Annotated in this window: 15 protein-coding genes; 4 read left to right on the top strand and 11 right to left on the bottom strand. The window is 72.1% G+C overall.

Annotated elements, in window-relative coordinates; genetic code table 11:
- Positions 1-4: 4 nt before the first annotated feature.
- From AC0HI0_RS33980 to AC0HI0_RS33940, 9 genes are all read right to left on the bottom strand, one after another.
- Positions 5-910: an ROK family protein gene (locus AC0HI0_RS33980; protein ID WP_480927561.1), complete on the bottom strand. Its 906-nt coding sequence runs from the start codon at positions 908-910 to the stop codon at positions 5-7.
- A gap of 10 nt (positions 911-920) precedes the next feature.
- Positions 921-1,904: a hypothetical protein gene (locus AC0HI0_RS33975; protein WP_480927560.1), complete on the bottom strand. Its 984-nt coding sequence runs from the start codon at positions 1,902-1,904 to the stop codon at positions 921-923.
- 2 nt (positions 1,905-1,906) lie between these two features.
- The gene (locus AC0HI0_RS33970) at positions 1,907-2,887 is read right to left on the bottom strand and encodes a hypothetical protein (protein ID WP_480927559.1); all 981 of its coding nucleotides are present in this window, start codon (positions 2,885-2,887) and stop codon (positions 1,907-1,909) included.
- Complete coding sequence (locus AC0HI0_RS33965) at positions 2,884-3,606, bottom strand: nucleotidyl cyclase domain-containing protein (protein WP_480927558.1); 723 nt, start codon at positions 3,604-3,606, stop codon at positions 2,884-2,886. The genes AC0HI0_RS33970 and AC0HI0_RS33965 overlap by 4 nt, the downstream gene beginning before the upstream one ends.
- Before the next feature lie 108 nt (positions 3,607-3,714).
- Positions 3,715-5,859, bottom strand: a complete 2,145-nt coding sequence (locus AC0HI0_RS33960; RefSeq protein ID WP_480927557.1) for a translocation/assembly module TamB domain-containing protein — start codon at positions 5,857-5,859, stop codon at positions 3,715-3,717.
- A gap of 118 nt (positions 5,860-5,977) precedes the next feature.
- Positions 5,978-6,766, bottom strand: a complete 789-nt coding sequence (locus AC0HI0_RS33955; RefSeq protein WP_480927556.1) for an amino acid ABC transporter ATP-binding protein — start codon at positions 6,764-6,766, stop codon at positions 5,978-5,980.
- A gap of 4 nt (positions 6,767-6,770) precedes the next feature.
- The gene (locus AC0HI0_RS33950; RefSeq protein ID WP_480927555.1) at positions 6,771-7,583 is read right to left on the bottom strand and encodes an amino acid ABC transporter permease; all 813 of its coding nucleotides are present in this window, start codon (positions 7,581-7,583) and stop codon (positions 6,771-6,773) included.
- An 86-nt stretch (positions 7,584-7,669) separates the two neighbouring features.
- A complete protein-coding gene (locus AC0HI0_RS33945) occupies positions 7,670-8,485 on the bottom strand; it encodes an ABC transporter substrate-binding protein (RefSeq protein WP_480927554.1) in 816 nt (271 codons plus the stop codon).
- A gap of 156 nt (positions 8,486-8,641) precedes the next feature.
- Entirely contained in the window at positions 8,642-11,308 is a 2,667-nt protein-coding gene (locus AC0HI0_RS33940; protein ID WP_480927553.1) for an MGH1-like glycoside hydrolase domain-containing protein, read from the bottom strand.
- A 90-nt stretch (positions 11,309-11,398) separates the two neighbouring features.
- On the opposite strand from AC0HI0_RS33940, the gene AC0HI0_RS33935 reads away from it, so the two are divergent.
- Complete coding sequence (locus tag AC0HI0_RS33935; RefSeq protein WP_480927552.1) at positions 11,399-13,465, top strand: hypothetical protein; 2,067 nt, start codon at positions 11,399-11,401, stop codon at positions 13,463-13,465.
- Between the two features lie 18 nt (positions 13,466-13,483).
- Here the strand turns inward: AC0HI0_RS33935 and AC0HI0_RS33930 are convergent, their stop codons facing one another.
- Positions 13,484-14,896: a M20/M25/M40 family metallo-hydrolase gene (locus AC0HI0_RS33930; protein ID WP_480927551.1), complete on the bottom strand. Its 1,413-nt coding sequence runs from the start codon at positions 14,894-14,896 to the stop codon at positions 13,484-13,486.
- A gap of 452 nt (positions 14,897-15,348) precedes the next feature.
- Here AC0HI0_RS33930 and pdhA point away from each other — a divergent pair, with 452 nt between their 5' ends.
- Genes pdhA through AC0HI0_RS33915 form a run of 3 tightly spaced genes read left to right on the top strand, consistent with a single transcriptional unit; the run spans position 15,349 to position 18,980 of the window.
- A complete protein-coding gene (pdhA, locus tag AC0HI0_RS33925) occupies positions 15,349-16,545 on the top strand; it encodes a pyruvate dehydrogenase (acetyl-transferring) E1 component subunit alpha (protein ID WP_480927550.1) in 1,197 nt (398 codons plus the stop codon).
- 1 nt (position 16,546) lies between these two features.
- Positions 16,547-17,569 (top strand): alpha-ketoacid dehydrogenase subunit beta, encoded by a 1,023-nt coding sequence (locus AC0HI0_RS33920; protein ID WP_480927549.1) that lies wholly within the window; start codon positions 16,547-16,549, stop codon positions 17,567-17,569.
- A 13-nt stretch (positions 17,570-17,582) separates the two neighbouring features.
- A complete protein-coding gene (locus AC0HI0_RS33915; protein ID WP_480927548.1) occupies positions 17,583-18,980 on the top strand; it encodes a dihydrolipoamide acetyltransferase family protein in 1,398 nt (465 codons plus the stop codon).
- Here AC0HI0_RS33915 and AC0HI0_RS33910 read toward each other — a convergent pair.
- Positions 18,974-20,296: a pentapeptide repeat-containing protein gene (locus tag AC0HI0_RS33910; RefSeq protein WP_480927547.1), complete on the bottom strand. Its 1,323-nt coding sequence runs from the start codon at positions 20,294-20,296 to the stop codon at positions 18,974-18,976. The genes AC0HI0_RS33915 and AC0HI0_RS33910 overlap by 7 nt on opposite strands.
- Between the last annotated feature and the right edge of the window lie 47 nt (positions 20,297-20,343).

Raw genomic sequence — 20,343 nt, 5'->3', positions numbered from 1 at the left:
GGGATCAGGGCCGCAGCACCAGGGCGGCCGCGCCGACGAGTCCCGCCTGGCCGCCCAGCCGGGCGGGCTCGACCCGCAGACCGTCCAGGTAGGACAGTCCACAGTGGTCGGACACGGTCCGCCGGATCGGGTCGAACAGCAGGTCTCCGGCCTGCGCCACGCCGCCGCCGACCACCGCCAGGTCCAGGTCGCACACCGCCGCCGTCGCCGCGATGGCCAGGCCGACCGCGCGCCCGGCCCGCTCGAACGCCGCCCGGGGCAGCTCCTGCCCGGCCAGCGCCGCCGCCGCGAGGTGCGCCGCGTCCGCCTCGTCCGGGCCCTGCCACCCCTGCCGGCGCGCCCAGTCGACCATCCTGGGCCCGCCCGCGACGGTCTCCGCGCAGCCGCGCCCGCCGCACGTGCACGGCTCGCCGTCCGGCTCCACCACCACGTGCCCGACGTGCCCGGCGTTGCCGGTCCGCCCGCCGAACGGCCGCCCGCCCAGCACCAGCCCGCCGCCCACCCCGGTCGACACCACCAGGCCGACCATGAACCGGCTGCCGCGCCCCGCACCCTGCCAGTGCTCGCCCAGCGCCATGCACGCCCCGTCGCCGGCCAGCTCCACCGGGACGCCCGGCACCAGCGCGGCCACCCGCTCACGCAGCGGGAATTCCTGCCAAGCGGTCACGTTGATCGGGCTCGCGGTGCCGCGCGCGGCGTCCACCGGCCCGGCGCAGGCGACGCCCACCCCGGCGACCAGCTCGCCTTCGAGCACCTGCCCGACCACGTCGGCGACCGCCCGCCAGACCGACTCCGCGTCGTCGGCGGGCGTGGCCACCCGGACCGCCCTGCGCACCGCGCCACCGCGGTCCACCAACCCGCCGGCGATCTTGGTGCCGCCCACGTCCAGTGCCAGCACCAGGTCCGTCACCCGGCCAACCCTAGGTGACCCCGAACTTGTGGCCGCCGAACAGGTCGCCGTCCACCCGCACGGTCGAGTCGGTGATGATCACGCCGTGCGTCCCGGTCCGCTCGGGCGGCGGCTCGACCAGCGGGAAGCCCGCGACGCGCCCGGCGGGCAGCCACACCGCGCGTGCCGCCTCGGCCGGGTCGGCGAGTTCGCGCAGCAGGTCCAGCGCCGCCGGCAGCTCGTGCGCGACCGGCCGGTGGTCGGCGTTGAGCGCGGCGGCCAGCCGGTCGACGTGCGCCGGATCCGCGCCCGCCACGCCGATCCGCACCCGGAACACCCAGCCCCGGTAGCGCGCGGCGGCGTCCCGGTAGAGCGGCGCGGCCTGGACCGCGAACGGCTCGGCGGCCAGCTCGACCGGTGCCGCGTACAGCCCGCCGGTGCGGAACACGGTCGGCGTGGCCAGCCGGTCGTACTGGCCGGCGACCCGCTCCAGCAGGGCCCCGAAGTCCGGCCGCACCCAGTGCGGGCGCAGCTCGACGGCCAGTTCGGCGTCACCGAGCAGGCCGGGCAGCGCCGCCGGGTCGGACCACAGCGGCGGCACGGCCAGGTAGTACCGCACACCGGCGTCCGGCCGGGCAGGCGCGCTGAACACGGCCCGCTTGCGCAGCAGCACCTCGGCTCGCACCGCCGGCGGGTCGTACTCCTCGGCCGTCACGTGCGCCGGCACGTCCAGCAGCCGGGCGAGCGCCGCCTCGGCCGCCGCCACCGCCCGCTCGCGCTCGGGCCGCCGCACGGTGCCCGCGATGCTCACCTCGGACCCGCGCCGGCGGACCTCGTGCACCACGCTCGGGTCCCCCGCGCACAACCGCCCCAGGTAGGCCGCGTCCTCTTCACGCGCCCGGTGCAGCCGCTGCACCGCCGACCCCTCGACGTACCCGACCAGCCGGTCCAGGTCGACGGTGGCCGTGACCCGGACACCGAACCGCACGGTCCAGCCCTCGGCGGTCCGGGTCACAGCTACCACTGGACCGCCGCGCGGTCCTTGATCAGCGCCGTGCTGCCGGAGCCGTCACGCAGCACCACGCCCGCTTCGTCATCCGATACGACTTCGTACATCACTCCAGGTTCGGCGTGTCCGAGAAGGTCGTTGTCGGCCGAGAATGCCTCCGCCGGGTACTGCACCGTGACGCGACGCGACGCCCCGTTCGGGGTTTCCCCCGGAACGCCGTGTCCGAACGTTTCCCGGAGCGGGATGCTCTTCCCCGTGACGCCTGCCTCGATAGCCTGTCTCAGCGCGTTGTGCACGGCTTCCCGCATCGCCTTGATGGGCTCCATTTCGATGGCGCCCGAGTAGCCGGGGTCGCCCCGGAACAGCGAGCCCATCCAGCGCAACACCACGCCGATCGGGAGTTGCCTGCGCCAGAGGGTCCAGCCCAGGTAGAGATCGTGTCCGAATGCGAATACCGACACGTACGAGTAGTACTTGCCGAGCGAGATGTGCAGCATATTGCGCACTCCGCGCACCGGTGGCCCCACGTCGACGCGGCGAGGCGACACTCCCACCGGAGTCCGCCGGTCGACCGTCAGCGAGCGCCAGACCACGCCGTACGCGGTGTCCGCGAGGTCGGCTTGGCCGTCCAGCAGAAGGTTCCAGTCGCTGAGCACGTCCACCTCGGGGACGAACAGGACCACGACGAGCCACATCAACGGCCCGACGATGGCCACGGCCAGGAGGAGCCCGCTCAGGAGCCCGGCGAAGCCACTGCCCGTGCCATTCGCCGCAACGACCGCGACGGTCATTCCCACCCCGACCAGGAGGGAAAGCACAGCCGAGGCGAAGCCGATCAGCAGGGAGCCGAGGATGGCCCGCTTGAGGATGCGCCTGGCATCCGCACCGTTGACCACGTCGTTCAGCCTGACCTCGACCTCGCCTGCCTGTCGAAACAGCAGGCGTTGGCCGATGTAGGTCTCGTTCTGCCCGGTGGGAGCTGGTATCACGATCCGTCAGAGTAATTGTACTTGTCGCCGCCGAAAAGGTCACCGCCGATTTTTATGTCCGATCCGGTGATGCTCACTCCACCGGACCCGCCTTCAGGGGGTGCTTTTTCCGCAGATTTGCGGAATTGCGAGGAATGGGGCGTGGTATGTCCCGGAACGTGCAGCCAGGCGCGTGTTTCGGTTTCCTTCTCGCGCACCTGGACCGGGGTGAACAGGTCCGGGTCGATGCCCCGGTGGCCCTGGCTGACCACGTCCTCGTAGAAGTGGTCGGACACCAGCAGGGCGATCGTCGCCGTGGGCGGCGCGGCGGCCAGCGCCTCGCGCAACGGCGTCGACCCGAGCAGCCGCGCCAGGTGCGTCTGCGGACGCCCGGTCGTGCCGTAGTCGTCCACCAGCAGGTCCCCGGCGTGCACCGCCACCCGCACCCGCAGCCGCACGTTCTCCGCCGCCTGCCGGTTGTGGTGGCGCAGGCCCTCCGCCAAGTGCCCGAGCAGCGGGTGGATCAGGTTCCGCTTCGGGAACTCCGGCGGCACGATCACCACCATCTCGTCGCCCGCGGTCTCCGTGGCGCACAACGCCCACGGGATGCCGCTGGCCTCGAACGCCTCGCGCAACTCGCCGAACAGCACCCGTCGCGACTCGACCACCGCGTGGTTGTCCCGCTGCCCGGACCCCTCCAGGTCGACCGCGAGCAACGCGCGGTGCACCGGTGTGGCCATCCCCGTCCCCCTGTTCACCGCACGTCGGTGGGTTCGTCCGGTACCCCACCACCCGATCGTCCGATGTGGAATCCCCCGATCCGGCACTTCCCGCCCGCAATCCGGCGGTCAGCGCTTGAGCATCCGCGTCAGGCCCGCCGCGACCGTCGTGGCCAGCACCCACCCGGTGACGATCAGCCCGGCCGCGATCCACTGCGACGCGCCTTCGGTCTGCCACCGGTTCTTGTTGCCCAGGTCCACGATCGGCACCACCAGGTCGATCGTGTACAGCCAGGCGTCGAAGTGCATCCGGTCGTCGGCGTTGATCACCTCCAGCGGCTTGCCGACGGTGAACCAGAGGCTGCCGAGCACCCACGACACCACCAGCCACGCCAACGCGCGGGCCGGCCGGTACCCGTAGCCGACCATGGACCGCTGCAGCCAGCTCCACAGCAGCACCAGCGGCCCCAGCCACCGCCTGCCCTCGGCCACCGCCCGGTAGCGCAGCCGCTGCTTCTCCACCAGGACGGTCGCCGCGTGCTCGTCGTTGCCGCCGGCCCGCAGCATCTCGGCGAGCTGGTCGTAGGGACCGGGCCGGTACGTGCGCCGCGTGGCCTGGCGCAGCCAGCGCAACCGGCGCTCGATCTCCCGGTCGTCGCGCAGGTCGATCGGGTTGCGCAGCGAGTCGTAGCGGAACTCCTCCAGGTCGATCCAGCCGGTGGCCGACCAGAACGTCTCGTTGTCGTCCAACGACGTGCAGCGCACCTGGCGCAGCGTGACGTCCCCGCGCGGCGGGCTGATCGGGGTCAGCACGAGTTCCTGCACCTGCATGCCGAGCAGGTTCAGCGCGTGGCTGTCGAGCTTGTCGCCGAGCACCGCGCCCGCGAAGTTCGCCATCCGGCCGACCTGCGCCCGCCGGGCCCGCACGCCGCCGTGCGCCACGAACTCCTTCGCGCCGCCCGCGCAGATCAGGTCGCGGCCGATCACCGCGCCGCCGACGTCGAGCGACGGCTTGCCCGCCGGCATGTGCCGGTAGCGGCCGGGCCGGGTGATCCGGCTGCCGCGCAGGTCGAGGTTCGCGCCGATCTGCACGCCGCGCAGCTCCAGCCCGCCCGCCACCTCGACCTCGCGCAGCGTGAGGTTGCTGCCGATGTGCGACCGGTTGCCCAGCAGCGCGTCCGCCCGGGGGTTGTCCACCGCGGACCCGTCGAGGGTCAGGCTGCCCTTCACCTGGACGTCGACCATCCGGATCTGGCCGCGCACCTGCGCCTGGCGGGCGATCACGTCGCCGCCGATCCGCGCCCCGTCCAGGTGCAGCGCCCGGCCGTGGCCGGTGGGGTCGGTGCCCTCGGGCGGGTTCAGCGCGTCGAACCGGCCGCCGGACAGCGACAGCGTGCCGCCGAGCGCGGCGTTGACCATGCGGACCGTGCCCGCGCCGGTGAAACCCCGGTCGAGGTGCACGTCCCCGGCGACGGTGATCCGGTCCAGCACGACGGTCGAGGACGGGTCGGCGTGCGGGTCCAGCGCGGCGTCGACGTCCTCGCGGCCGTCGGACGCGGTCGCGCCGCGCAGGGTGAGTTCGGCGTCGACCCGGGCGCTGGCCAGCAGGACCGTGCCGCGGATCGCGGCGTTGCTCAGCAGCAGGCTGCCGCCGACGTGCGCGTTGGTGCCGAGCACCGCGTAGCCGCCGGGGTTGTCCAGCACGCCGCCGGAGAAGTTGCAGTAGCCGCCGACCTGGGCGCTCGCCATCCGCAGCTCGCCCACCACGGACACGCCCTGCGCCAGCAGCGCGCCCGCCAGCTTCACCCGGTCGGCCTGCACCGCCACGCCGCCCGGCACGCGCAGCGCGCTGCGGCGCAGCGACAGCGACGCGGCGATGTCGGCGTCGGTCAGGTCCACCCGGCCCTCGACCGTGCTGCCCTCCAGCGACACCTCGTTGGCGCTGCTGAGGTTGCGGGCGCGCAGGCCGGGCAGCCGGCAGTCCGCGAACTCGACCCCGGCCAGCCGGGCCTGCCGCAGGTCCGGCGGCTCCTCGAACCGGCAGCGGACGAACTCCAGCAGGTAGCTCAGCTCCACCCCGCGCAGGTCCAGCGGCCCGGTCAGGAACCGGTCGACCACCCGGATCACCGGCGGCACGTTGGGCCTGCGCCGGGGCAGCAGCCGCCCGCCGTCCGCCTCGCCCACCCCGCGCAGCACGTCGGCGGCCGGCATCCAGTGGGTGCGCGGCGGGCTGGGGTCGAACACGTCCAGCCCGCGCGCCCCCGTCTCGGTCATGTGATCGACAATGCGGGTTCGGCGGCGGCTCCCGCAAGCAGATCAGCGCAAATGCTCCGTTCGCGGCCCGCGATCTTCCCGGGTCCCGGGCGGCCGCGGCGTCGCGCGGCGGGCGCGGTCAGTCGCCGGGACCCTGGTGGGTCGGGTCCAGCACGCGGGCCAGGAACGACTGGGTGCGCTCGTGCTGGGGGTCGCCGATGACCTGCGCCGCCGGCCCCTCCTCCACCACGTACCCGCCGTCCATGAACAGCACCCGGTCGGCCACCTCGCGGGCGAACTGCATCTCGTGCGTGACGACCAGCATGGTCATGCCCTCGTCGGCGAGCTGGCGCATCACGCCCAGCACGTCGCCGACGAGTTCGGGGTCCAGTGCCGAGGTCGGCTCGTCGAACAGCATCACCGACGGGTCCATGGACAGCGCCCGCGCGATCGCCGCCCGCTGCTGCTGCCCGCCGGACAGCTGCGCCGGCATGGCGTTGACCTTGTCCGACAGCCCGACGCGCTCCAGGTTGCGCAGGGCGATCTCCTGCGCCTGCGCGGGCGGGCGCTTGAGCACCTTGCGCTGCGCCACGGTCAGGTTGTTGAGCACGTTGAGGTGCGAGAACAGGTTGAACCCCTGGAACACCATGCCGATCCGGGTGCGCACGGCGTCGATGTCGACGTCCGGGTCGGTCAGCTCGACGCCGTTGACCACGATCCGCCCGGCGGAGGGCTCCTCCAGCAGGTTCACGCACCGCAGCAGCGTCGACTTGCCCGAGCCGGACGGCCCGATGATGCACACCACGTCACCGCCGCGCACCGCCAGGTCGATGCCCTTGAGCACCTCCAGCGGCCCGAACGCCTTCTTCAGCCCGGTGACCTCGACGGCCAGGCCCGGCTCGGCGGAGCCTGCGACTTCCTCGGACATCGCCCTACACCCCCGTCGATTCCGGCGTGCTCAGCTTCTTGCCGCCGGTCTGCCGCTCCAGGTACCGCGAGAGGTGGCCCAGCGGCAACGTGATGATCAGGTAGCACATGCCCGCGATCAGCAGCGGCGTCAGCGACGGCGACCGGCTCAGCGTCTCGCGGCCGAACTTGGTCAGCTCGTACTCCGCCGCCGTCAGCCCGACCACGGAGATCAGCGACGAGTCCTTGGTCAGCATGATCAGCTCGTTGGTCAGCGGCGGCAGGATGATCCGGAACGCCTGCGGGATCACCACGGTCGCGAGCGTGCGGCCCTGGGACATGCCCAGCGACCGGGCGGCCTCGATCTGGCCCTTGGGCACGGCCTGGATGCCCGCCCGGATCGTCTCGCCGATGTAGGCGCTGCCGACGATGCCCAGCGCGAGCCCGGCGGTGGAGTTGATGTCGAACTTCAGGCCGAACGCGAGCGGCACCGCCACGCTCAGCGCGACGAACACCAGCAGGGCCGGCACGCCGCGGAAGAACTCGATGTAGATGGTGGCGATCCAGCGCCACGGGGCGACCGGCGACAGCTTCATCAGCGCCAGCAGCAGGCCCAGCCCCAACCCGATCGCGAACCCGAACGCGCTGTAGATCACGGTGTTGACCAGCGCGGTCGAGATGACCGTGGGGAACATCTTCTGCGCGGTTTCGAGGTCGAAGAACGACTGCTTGATCTCGCCCCAGTCCGCGAGGAACGCGATCAGCAGGACGAGCACGATCAGGAGCGCGTACTGCGCGCGGCGGAAGGCGATCGCCCGCCGTCGTTTGGACATGGCCATGTTCGGGGCCTCTCGCGGGAGGGTCGGGCCGGTTCGGACAGGGGACGGGGCCGGTGTCCGTGAACACCGGCCCCGCGGTCAACCGGTCACTTCTTCTCCGGCTTCTTGCCGAACCACTTCTCGTAGATCCGGTCGTAGTCGCCGTTGTCCTTGGCCGTCTTCAGGACCGCGTCGATCTTGGTCTTCAGGGCGGTGTTGCCCTTCTTCAAGCCGATGCCGTAGGACTCGCCGGTGGCGAACTCCTTGGTCACCGCGGTGTCCGGGTACTCCTTGATGTAGTCGTAGAGCACGCCGTTGTCGTTGATCGCCGCGTCGACCGCGCCGGTCCGCACGGCGGTCTCCATCAGCGGCAGGTCCTCGAACTGGACGACGGTGTAGCCGTTGGCCGCGGAGTTCTTGTTGGCGTACTCCTCGCCCGTGGTGCCCTGCTGGACGCCCAGCCGCTTGCCCTTGAGGTCGGGCAGGTCCTTGAGCCCGGAGTCCTTCTTGACCAGCAGCGCCTGCGAGGCGTCGAAGTACGGTTCGGAGAAGTCGATCGCCTTCTTGCGGTCCTCGTTGATGGTCATGCCGGCCGCGGCGACGTCGCACTCGTTGGTGGTGAAGACCGTGCCCGAGGTGATGTTCTCGAACGGCGTGTCGAAGATCTCCTGCGTGACCTTGAGTTCCTTGGCCACCAGGTCGACCAGGTCCACGTCGAAGCCGACGGTCTTGTCGCCCTCGGTGTACTGGAACGGCTTGTAGGACAGGTGCGTGCAGGTGACCAGCTTCCCGCTCTTGACCAGGGTGATTCCCGACCCGCTGTCCTGAGGGGTGCCGGTGTCGACCTTGGTCGCGCACGCCGTCGCGGCGAGCGCTAGGACGGGCAGCATGGCGAGCACAGCGTGCCTGGTACGACGGGCCACGGCGTCACTCCTCGTAACTGTGTCGGTCGAGTGTCCGGCATACTGCCACTTGGGTGACGTGGTGCACAGCACGTCCGTGTTACAGCCCGAAGTGGCGCACGAATCTTGCGTCACACCGCCCACCAGGCCGCAATATGTTCAGGCGTTTGGTCCAAATCACCCAACAGCTGCGCCGCCGGCGCCCGTTTGTCGACGATCCGTCAGCAGGCTCGCCACCAGGGCGGTCCACCCGGTCTGGTGCGTCGCGCCCAGGCCCTCGCCCGTGTCGCCGTCGAAGTACTCGCTGAAGGTGACGTGCTCGCGCCACAGCGCCGAGTCCGTCGACTCCACCCGCTTGCCGTCGGCCGGGCGGCGGCCGTCGTGGTCGGGCAGGAACAGCGACACCAGGCGGCGGACCAGCTCGTCCGCCGCCCGCCCGGCCGTCACGTGCCGCTGCGAGCGGGTGGGAAGTTCCACGTGGAACCGACCGCCGTGGAACGACTCGACCGTCCGCAGGGCCTCCACCAGCAGGGCGTTGGTCGGGAACCAGACCGGGCCGCGCCAGTTCGAGTTGCCGCCGAACATCGGCGTGCGGGATTCGCCCGGTTCGTAGCCCATCCGGTGCTCCTGGTCCGCGACCTGCACCTCCAGGCCCTCCCGGTGCGCGGCGGACAGGCTGCGGATCCCGTGCGGTGACAGGAACTCGCCCTCGTCGAACATCCGGCCGAGCACCCGGCGCAGCTTGTCCTCGTCCAGCACGGCCAGCAGCACCCGCCCGTCGCGCCTGGTCAGGAAGCGGCCGAGTTCGGGGCGGCGGGCCAGCAGGTGCTCCAGCCGCTGCGCGAACCCCGGCAGCTCCTCGAACACCCACGGCTCCAGCACCGCGCAGGCCAGCACCGGGATCAGGCCCACCATCGACCGCACCCGCAGCGGCTGGGACTCGACCGAGCCGTCCGGCAGCCGGCGCGAGGCCACGTCGTAGCAGAAGCCGTCGGTCTCGTCCCAGATCCCGCGCCCGCCGGAGCCGAACCGGGTGGACGCCTCGGCGATGCTCAGGAAGTGCTCCACGAACTTCGTGGCCACGTCCTCGTACGAGTCGTCGTGCCGGGCCAGCTCCAGCGCCATCCGCATCAGGTGCAGGCTGTAGGCGGCCATCCAGGACGTCGCGTCGGACTGCTCCAGCCGCCACTGGCCGAGCATCGGCTCGGACCGGTTCACCGGCCCGATGTTGTCCATGCCGAGGAACCCGCCCTCGAACAGGTGGCTGCCGTCGGCGTCCTTCCGGTTGACCCACCAGGAGAAGTTCAGCAGCAGCTTGTGGAAGACCTTGGCCAGGAACTTGCGGTCCGGGTCGATCGCGAACACCTGGAGCGCCGCCCACGCGTGCACCGGCGGGTTCACGTCGCCGAACTCCCACTCGTAGGCGGGCAGCTGGCCGTTGGGGTGCATCAGCCACTCGCGGCACAGCAGCAGCAACTGCTCCTTGGCGAACGCCGGGTCGACCCGGGCGAACGGCACGGTGTGGAACGCCAGGTCCCACGCCGCGAACCAGGGGTACTCCCACTCGTCGGGCATGGAGATCACGTCCGCCACGTCGAAGTGCCGCCAGTGCGCGTTGCGGGCGTGCGGCGACCGCCGCGACGTCGGCGCGGCGGGCTGCGCCGGGTCGCCGTCGAGCCACTCCCGGGTGCGGAAGCGGTAGTGCTGCTTGGTCCACATCAGGCCCGCCAGCGCCCGGCGGACCACCTTGTCCCGCACCGGGTCCAGGTCGGTCCGGTGGAACGCGTCGGCGTCCGCCCGGCGTTCGTCCACAGTGGACTGGAAGGACGGGCCGAACGCGTCGGGGTGGCCGTCGCCCGCGACCAGCCGCAGCCGGACGGCCACCGCCTCGCCGGGCTCGACCGGGTCGAACGAGTACCAGGCGGCGGCCTTCGTGCCGATCCCGCCCTCCTCGTCCGGACCGGTGACCCGGCACGCCTTGGCGTCGCCGCGCACCACGTACCGGTCGATGCCGTCCTTGGTGTGCGGGGCCGGGTTGTCCGCCGCGTCGAACAGCTCGACCTCGTTGGTCTCGTTCTCGGTGACCAGCAGCGTCGGCGTGCCCTCGACGTGCAGGGTGTAGCCGCCCAGCGCGCCGTGCTCGGCGGCGATCCGCCGCCAACCGCCCTTCGTGGACGCCTGCAGCCGAGGCCGGCGGTCGTCCCGGCCCCACGCCCACGTGTTGCGGAACCACAGCTGCGGCAGCAGGTGCAGCGGCGCCGGGTCCGGGCCGTGGTTGGTCGCGGTGATCTCGACGCAGATGTCGGTCGGCGACGCCTTCGCGTAGGTGACCTGGACGTCGAAGAACCGGTTCTCGTCCAGCACGCCGGTGTCCGACAGCTCGGGCTCGCGCCCCTCCCGCCCGGCGTTGGTGGCCAGCTCGCGCAGTTCGCGGTACGGGAACTCGGCCTGCGGGTAGCGGTAGACGACCCGCATCCACGAGTGCGTGGGCGTGCCGTCGGTCACCCACCAGTGCTCTTTGACGTCCTCGCCGTGGTTGCCCTCCTCGTTGGCCAGGCCGAAGTAGCGCTCCTTGAGGATCGGGTCCCGGCCGTTCCACAGGGCGAGCCCGAGGTTGAGGAACCCGTGCACGTCGCAGATGCCCGCGATGCCGTCCTCGCCCCAGCGGTAGGCGCGCGACCGGGCGTGCTCGAACGGGAACGACGTCCACGCGTCGCCACCCGCCGAGTAGTCCTCCCGGACCGTGCCCCACTGCCGTCCGGCCAGGTAGGGGCCCCACAGCCGCCACGGCGAAGTGGGCGCGTCGGACTCCGCCAGCCTCGCCTGCTCCCGTTGCTCGTCCACCGGGCCAGTGTGCGGCATCGATCCAGTAAGTCGGGTTACCGGCGGGTTGTCGTCACACCGGGAGGTGCTGTTCGGGCAGCATTTCCCCTCATGGTGGAGCACAGACCGTGGCGTGACGGCACCGACGGCCGCGAACACGTGCTCGCGCGCGTCGTGGACGAGGTGTGGACCGACGACGGGTTCCGCGCCGCCGCCGTCGCGGCCGACCTGACCAGCCAGGACCTGCTGGAAGCGGCCCAGGAGTCGCGGGACGCGGTGTTCGTGGCGGCCAAGGCGGAGGAGCTGCGCTACCGGGCGTCGGTCGGCCCGTGGTGGGGCAACGCCTACGCGCGGGTCTGGACCCTGGTGGGCTTGCTCACCGTCACCGGCGTCCCGGTCGCGGTCACGGTCTATCAGCTGTTCGCCGTCTTCCTGCTCGACAGCCACGCGTTGGGGGCCACGCCGATGCGGCTGATCTCCGGCTCGATGCTGGTGATCGTGGCGGCAGGCGCGGTGCTCGGGGCGTTCATCGGCAGGGTGTCGTGGGGGATGGCCGCGCTGGTGGCACCCCTTCCGCTGGCGGCACTCGTGGTGGTGGCCGTGAACGCGTCCACGGTGCTGGTGTACGCCGTGCTGGTCGCGGTCGCCGCCTCGGGTGCCGTGGCCTGGGGGTTCATCCACGCCGTCGTCGCGGCGTGGTCGGGTTCGACGGCCGACATGCGGGACCGCTTCCAGGCGTGGACCGTGGTCCTGCGGCGCGACGGAGTGCTGCCGGTGCTCTACGCGCGGGTCAACGAGGCCACCGAATCCGTCTACTCGACCAGGCTGACCGTGCGCGAGGCGTCCGCGCTGCGCAGCGTCGACCAGGTCCGGATGCACGTCGCGACCCCGGCCGCCGTCGAGCTGGCCCGGCTGCTCGGCCAGTGGGGCGGTGGCAGCTTCGCCGTCGCCGGCGCGCGCGGGGCGGGCAAGACCAACCTGCTGCGGGCGTTCCGGGCCGGCCGGTACCGGGAAGCCGACCGCTTACCGGACCTGGCCGTGCTGGTGTCCGCGCCGGTCGACTACCTGCCGCAGGAGTTCCTGCTGCACCTGTTCGCGGAGACCTGCGAGGTGGCCATCGCCCACCTGCCGGCCGCCGAACCGCAGCGCGGCCTGGCCAAGCTCCGCCGCAAGGCCGTGCCGCCCCGGCTGGTCGCCGCCGCGAAGGAGAACCTGCTGGCGATCAACTACGTCCGCTCGGTCAACCACGAACTGGCCGGCAAGGGCGGCTACTTCGGGCTGGAGCTGAGCGGGAAGCGGGCGACCACGCTGGCCGGCCGCGCGTTGAACCACCCCGAGCTGGTCAAGCGGTTCCGGGAGTTCCTGTCGCTGGCCGTGGCCGAGCAGACCGCGTCGGCCGAGCGCGCCGACCGCAAGCCCGGCCGGGTGATCATCGCGGTGGACGAACTCGACCGGATCGGCACCGGCGAGCCCGCCCGGCGGTTCCTCAACGAACTCAAGGCCATCTTCGACGTGCCCGGCTGCCACTACCTGGTCTCGGTCTCCACCGAGGCCCAGCACGACTTCGACCTGTCCGGCATCGGCCTGCGCAGCGTGTTCGACAGCTCCTTCGACGAGGTGGTCCGGGTCGACTACCTCGACTTCGACAACGCCAAGAAGCTGCTGCGCCGGTACGTCCTGGGCCTGTCCGAGCAGTACCTGGCGCTGGCCTACGCGTTCTCCGGCGGCCTCGCCCGGCAGCTCGTGCGCACCACCCGCGCGATCGTCGACCTCGGCCGCGACCACCCGGACCGGCCCATCGAGGAGGTGGTGGGCGCGATCGCCGACGCTGAACTGGACCGGGCCCGCCGGGGCACCGCCGAAGCCCTCACCACCGTGGACGACCGGGCCGGCGCGACCGCGTTCCTGCGCCTGCTCGACGAACCCGCACCCACCGCCGACCGCGTCCTCAACGCCTACCAGGGCTTCTCCGCGCAGGTCGGCGAGCTGCGCGACCTGCTCGGCGCGCGCATCCGGTTCCTGGAGACCGCGCGGCGGGTGTTCACCGCCGAGTTGGACGAGGCGCGCACCCGGGCCGCCGACTTCGACCGGCTGGCGCGGGCCCGCCGGCACATCGGCAGCAACCCGGCAGCCGGCCTCGCCCTGCTGGCGGACCTGCGCGCGGACCCGGCCCGGTGAGCCGGGCCCGCGAGGGGCTCAGCGCCGGGTGTGCGCGTCCAGCACCACGGCCACGGCCTCGGTGATCCGGGCCGCGTGGCCCAGGTGCAGCCACTCGTCGGGCACGTGGCAGTTGCTGTCCGGCCCGACCGCGCCGGTCACCAGGAACTGCGCGTCCGGGTAGGCGTCGTGCAGCAGGCCCATGAACGGGATCGAGCCGCCCAGCGACACGGTCCGCCACGGCGCGTCGAACACCTCCTTGCCGACCACGTCGAGCGTCTCGCGCAGCCACGGCGCGAGGTCCGGCGCGTTCCAGCCGTCCGCGTGCTCGACCCGCGACAGCTCCACGACGGCCCCGTAAGGCACGTCCGTGGTCAGCAGCCGCTCGACCGCCGCGACGGACGCCTTCGCGTCGGCCGTCGGCGGCAGGCGGAAGCTCAGCACCAGCGTGGTGAACGGCCGCAGCACGTTGCCGGCGTCCTCCGGGGCGGGCAGGCCGTCCGCGCCGGTGATCGACAGCGTCGGCCGCCAGCCCGCGTTCAGGCCCAGCTCGACCTCGTCCGAGGTGACCGGCCGGACGCCGGGCGCCCACGGCACCGAGGAGATCTGCACGCCCGGCGCGCTGGCGATCGCCTCGCGCACCTCGGCGACCCGGTTCTCCGGCACCTCCACGTGCATCTCGCGGATCAGCACCTCGCCGGTCGCCGAGTCCTCCAGCCGGTCCAGCAGCTGCCGGGCCACCCGGAACGAGCTGGGCACGATCCCGCTGGCCATGCCCGAGTGCAGGCCGCTCTCCAGCACCCGCACGGTCAGCGTGGCCTGCGCGAGCCCGCGCAGCGACGTGGTCAGCCACATCCGCTGGTAGTCGCTGCCGCCCGAGTCCAGGCAGACCACCAGCGACACCTCGCCCAGCGTCGGCCGCAGGTGCTCCAGGTAGGCGGGCAGGTCCGGGCTGCCGGACTCCTCGCCGGTCTCCAGCAGCACCACGCACCGCGCGTGCGACCCGCCGGCCGCCCGCACACCCTCGATCGCGGCGATCGCGGCGTACCCGGAGTAGCCGTCGTCGGCCGCGCCCCGGCCGTAGAGCCGGCCGTCCCGGACGACCGGCGTCCACGGGCCCAGCCCCTCGGACCAGTTCGCCACCGGCGGCTGCTTGTCCAGGTGCCCGTAGAGCAGCACGGTGTCGGTCGCGTCCCCGGTCGCGGGCACGTCGACCACCAGCAGCGGCGTGCGCTCGGGGAGTTCGACCACCTCGATGGTCGCGCCCGGCAGGTCGCGCCCGGCCAGCCAGCCGCGGACGTGCTCGATCGCGGCGGCCAGGTGCCCGTGCTCGGCCCACGCGGGGTCGAACGCGGGTGAGATCGCGGGCACCGCGACCAAGTCGGACAGGCTCGGGAGGATCTCGTCGTCCCAGAGGCCACGGACGGTACGGGTCAGCACTGAACGGTCCACTCCCCGATACTCGCACGCGCGCCGGCGGTACCGGGTGGTGGACAAGCCCCGGGCCACCGATGGTCGGACGTCCACGGGTGCCCGGCCGGCGGGACCGGTCAACCCCCGAGGTCGCGCGCGCACGACTGCGCCAACCGGGTGTGTCCGGAGGCGTACGGACTGTCGTTAACGATCGGTAACCGGGACAGTCCCGTCCGCTGTACGAACGGCCTAATCGGACTGCCGAAGATTGGCCTTCCTACCGTTGTGCCTGTTCAGGAGCGTGCGGGCACCATCACAAACTGGGACGGGACTCACCATCCCGGGTGAACGCGTGTCAGGATGTGGATGAGAAGGACCGCCAGCGCCGACGGTTGCCCGACCACCCTCACCAGGGGGCGGCGACTGGCGGTGCCGCCGCGCATGGTCGTCACGAGCGACTTGGCGGCCTCGTAGACGAGGAGTAAGGCGCAATGTCGTCCCCAGAGAAATGGACGCAACCGGGGCCGGACAGCCCGCCGGCCACGGCCGCCACCCCGACCGCGGAACAGGTGATCGCAGGCTTGCGAGCGACGGACGAGGGCGGGGCCGACCTGGTGCAGCTGCTCACCCCCGAGGGCGAGCGGGTCACGCACCCGGACTTCGACATCGACATCTCCGCCGAGGAGCTGCGCGGGCTGTACCGCGACATGGTGCTGGTGCGCCGCGCGGACCGCGAGGCCAACGCCTTGCAGCGCAAGGGCGAGCTGGGCCTCTGGGTGCCGCTGCTCGGCCAGGAGGCCGCGCAGATCGGTGCGGGCCGCGCGCTCCAGCCCCAGGACATGGCCTTCCCGAGCTACCGCGAGCACGGCGTGGCCTGGTGCCGGGGCATCCAGCCGCACGAGATCCTGGGCATGTTCCGGGGCACCGACAACGGCTCGTGGGACCCGGTGGAGCACCGGTTCCACCCGTACACGATCGTCATCGGCAACCAGGTGCTCAACGCCGCCGGCTACGCCATGGGCCAGAAGTTCGACGGCAAGGTCGGCGACGACGCCGACAGCGAAGCCACCATGTGCTTCTTCGGCGACGGCGCGACCAGCCAGGGCGACGTGCACGAGGGCTTCGTCTGGGCCGCCGTGTACGACGCGCCCCTCGTCTTCTTCTGCCAGAACAACCAGTGGGCCATCTCCGAGCCCACCGAGCGCCAGTCGCGGCTGCCCCTCTACCAGCGGGCGCGCGGCTACGGCTTCCCCGGCATCCGGGTCGACGGCAACGACGTGCTGGCCACGCTCGCCGTCTCGCGCTGGGCGCTGGAGGAGTGCCGCCAGGGCAACGGCCCGATCCTCATCGAGGCGTTCACCTACCGGATGGACGCGCACACCACCTCCGACGACCCGTCCCGCTACCGGCTCTCCGACGAGCTGGAGCTGTGGAAGCTCAAGGACCCGATCGAGCGGGTCAAGGTCCACCTGGTCAAGCAGCAGTGGGCCGACCAGGAGTTCTTCGACTCGGTCGAAGCCGACGCCGAGCAGCTCGCCATCACCATGCGCGAGCACTGCGTCAACCTCCAGACCCCGCCCACCGAGCGGATGTTCAGCAACGTCTACGCCGAGGGCAACCCGGTGCTGGACGCCCAGCGCGACGAGTTCCTGGCCTACCACGCCGGATTCGCGGGAGGTGAGCACTGAAATGGCTGCTCCGACGATGGACCGACGCACCTCCGACGCCACCGCCCCGGTGCAGACGCTGACCATCGCCAAGGCGATCAACAACGGCCTGCGCGCGGCGATGGAAGCCGACCCGAAGGTCCTCGTGATGGGCGAGGACGTCGGCAAGCTCGGCGGCGTGTTCCGGATTACCGACGGTCTCCAGAAGGACTTCGGCGAGCAGCGGGTGCTGGACACCCCGCTGTCCGAGTCCGGCATCATCGGCACCGCCGTGGGCCTCGCGATCCGGGGCTACCGGCCGGTGTGCGAGATCCAGTTCGAGGGCTTCATCTTCCCCGGCTTCGACCAGATCGTCAGCCAGGTCGCCAAGCTGCACTTCCGCACCCAGGGCAAGCTCAAGCTGCCGATGGTGATCCGGGTGCCGTTCGGCGGCGGCATCGGCGCGGTCGAGCACCACTCCGATTCGCCCGAGTCGTACTTCGCGCACACCGCCGGCCTCAAGGTCGTGGCGTGCTCGAACCCGGCCGACGCCTACTGGATGATCCAGCAGGCGATCGACTCCGACGACCCGGTGCTGTTCTTCGAGCCCAAGCGGCGCTACTACGAGAAGGGCGAGGTCGACACGACGGTCGCCCCCGCGCCGCTGCACTCGTCCCGCGTGCTGCGCACCGGCACGGACGCCACGGTCGTCGCGTACGGCCCGATGGTCCGCGTCTCGCTCGACGCCGCCGCGGCGGCGGCCGAGGAGGGGCGTTCGCTGGAGGTCGTCGACCTGCGCACGCTGTCCCCGCTGGACCTCGCGCCGGTCTACGACTCGGTGCGGCGCACCGGCCGGCTGGTCGTGGTGTCCGAGGCGCCCGGCGAGTCGTCCATCGCCAGCGAGATCGCGGCCAAGGTGCAGCAGGAGTGCTTCTACTCGCTGGAAGCGCCCGTGCTGCGGGTGACCGGTTTCGACACGCCGTACCCGCCGTCGAAGTTGGAGGAGGAGTTCCTCCCCGACCTCGACCGGGTGCTGCACGCCGTAGACCGCTCTCTGGCCTGGTAAGGGGACCGCCGCGATGCCGCAGTTCAAGCAATTCCCCCTGCCGGACACGGCGGAGGGGTTGACCGAGGCCGAGATCCTGACCTGGCACGTGGGTCCGGGCGACGCGGTCAAGGTCAACGACATCATCGTGGAGATCGAGACCGCCAAGGCGGCCGTCGAGCTGCCCTGCCCGTGGGACGGGGTGGTGACCGAGCTGCTGGTCCAGGTGGGCCAGACGGTCGAGGTCGGCGTCCCGATCATCACCATCGACGTGGACCCGTCCGGTGCCGCCGCGCCGGCCGCGCCGGAGACCAACGGCGTGGCCGCCGAGGGCGAGGGCCGGGTGGCCAACCTGGTCGGGTACGGCCCGAAGTCCGGTCCGGCCAAGCGCCGGGCCCGCCGCGACGCCCCGGCTCCCGCTCCCGTGGCGGCCTCCTCGGTCGCCGTGGCCCCGCCGCCCCCGGTCGTCACGGCCCCGCCCGCGCCGGTCGCCCCGCCCGCTCCCGTCGCGCCCCCGGCTCCGGCCCCGGTCGCGCGGCCGGGCGGGTACGTGCCGCCGGCCAAGCCGCCGGTCCGCAAGCTGGCCAAGGACCTGGGCGTGGACCTGCACGGCCTGGCGGGCAGCGGTCCCGGCGGGGTCATCACCCGCGAGGACGTGGAGCAGGCGCTCACCGCGCCGGCCCCGGTGGCGGCCACCGCGGCGCCCACTGCGGACGCCGGCTACCCGGCGGGCGCGCGCGAGCGCCGGGTGCCGATCAAGGGCGTCCGCAAGGCGACCGCGCAGGCGATGGTGGACAGCGCGTTCACCGCGCCGCACGTGACCGAGTTCCTGACCGTCGACGTGACGCCGATGATGGAACTGCGCGCCCGGCTCAAGGGCAGCGCGCAGTTCCGCGACGTCAAGCTCACCCCGCTGGCGTTCGCGGCCAAGGCCGTGGTGCTGGCGACCCGCCGCACGCCCGACGTGAACGCGACGTGGGACGCGGCGGCCGGCGAGATCGTCTACAAGGACTACGTGCACCTGGGCATCGCGGCCGCCACGCCGCGCGGCCTGGTCGTGCCCAAGGTCCGCGACGCCGACCGGATGTCGTTGCGGGAACTGGCGATCGCCCTGGACGAGCTGGCGACCGTGGCCCGTGACGGCAAGACGTCCCCGGCGGACATGATGAACGGGACCATCACCATCACCAACGTCGGCGTGTTCGGCGTCGACACGGGAACCCCGATCATCAACCCCGGCGAGTCCGCGATCCTCGCCCTGGGCGCGATCAAGGACATGCCGTGGGTGGTGGACGGCCAGGTGGTGCCGCGCAAGGTCTGCCAACTGGCGCTGAGCTTCGACCACCGCGTGGTCGACGGCCAGCAGGGCTCCCAGTTCCTGGCCGACGTCGGCGCGCTCCTCGCCGACCCGGGCGTCGCGATGACCTACTGATCGACCGCACCCGCCGCGGTGCGACGCCGGGCACCTTCGGGTGTCCGGCGTTTTTTCATGCGCCGCAACGCTTCCGCGAACTCCTCGGGCCGCACGTCGACCACGCTCAGCTCGGCTTCGGCGGCCACCACGCCGTCCGCCTCCAGCACGCAGTCCGCGAACCGCGCGCCGTCGAGGTGCAGCCGGATGTGGGTCAACCGGCTGCCGGCGAACCTGATCGTGCTGCGCTCGGCGTCCAGGGAGCGCAGCACCACCGACGACCCCCGGCCGCCGGCCGGCGGGTCGACCGGCGCGGTGTCCACCCCGGAGAAGTCCAGGGTCGTCCCGCGTACCGCGCACCCGGTCAGGTCGATTTCGGATTCGGTGAGCCGCGCGCCGCCGAAGTCCAAGAGGTCGCCGCTGAACTCCGCGCCGGTGAACGACAGCGTGCAGTGGCGGGCGGTGATCTCGGCGAACGACGTCTCGCCGGCCGCGAACCGCGCGCCCCGGAACGTCACGCTGCCCCGGAAGGTCGCGTCGCGGAAGTCGGTCAGGTCGCCGTGGAACGTGGCGTTGTCGAACACCTGGTCGCCGGTGAAGGTGTGGCCGGAGAGGTCGAGGTTCTCGAACTCCACGCCCCGGAAGTCCATCCGCAGGACGCGTGATTGCCAGTCCTGGCCGAGCAGGGTGGTGATGATCGCCTGGCGCACCTCGCGCTCGGTGCGGTCGTCGCGGGGGTAGGGCGTGCGCAGGTAGCCGCACAGCACGTCCACGCAGGTCTGACGCTGTTGCGGCCAGTCCGTCGCCAGGCCCGCCATCGCGTACACGCCCGCCAACCGCACCGCGAAGCTGTCGTGCCCGAGCTGTTCGGCGGCCTTCCCGTAGCGCTCGTTGAAGAACTTGGTGGACTCGCGTTCGTCCTGGCGCGTCGCGATGGTGTGCGCGGCCTCCGACACCTGCTGCTTGCGGTAGGCGACCGCGAGCGCGACGACCGCGCCCAGCCCGCCCACCACCGCGAGGCCGATCTTGAGCAGGTCGAGCAGTTCGGCCGTGGAGAAACTGGCCGCCGAGGGCAGCGAAGGCCGACCGAGCAGCCAGAACAACCCGAACCCGGTCGCGCCCGCGAGGACGACGGCCAGCAGCAGCCACCGGACCACGGCCCACGCCATCGAGCCGCGCGCGCCGTCGGCGCGGACCCGTTGCCCCGGCTCCTCGTAGACGTCCTGGCCCGACCACACCCGGAACGCGGAGCGGGCCAGGCGCCAGGCCGCGAGCAGGGTGAGGAAGGCCAGCAGGGCCGGCCAGTACGCGTCGAACAGCCGCAGCGCCTCGTGCACGAGGGGTGATGCTGCCGGATGATCGCCGAAAAGAGGTTGAAGTTCCA

The organism is Saccharothrix sp. NBAS 001, from assembly GCF_056640475.1.
The sequence above is the reverse complement of the archived record's forward strand: the minus strand, read 5'-3'. Positions and strand labels throughout refer to the sequence as shown.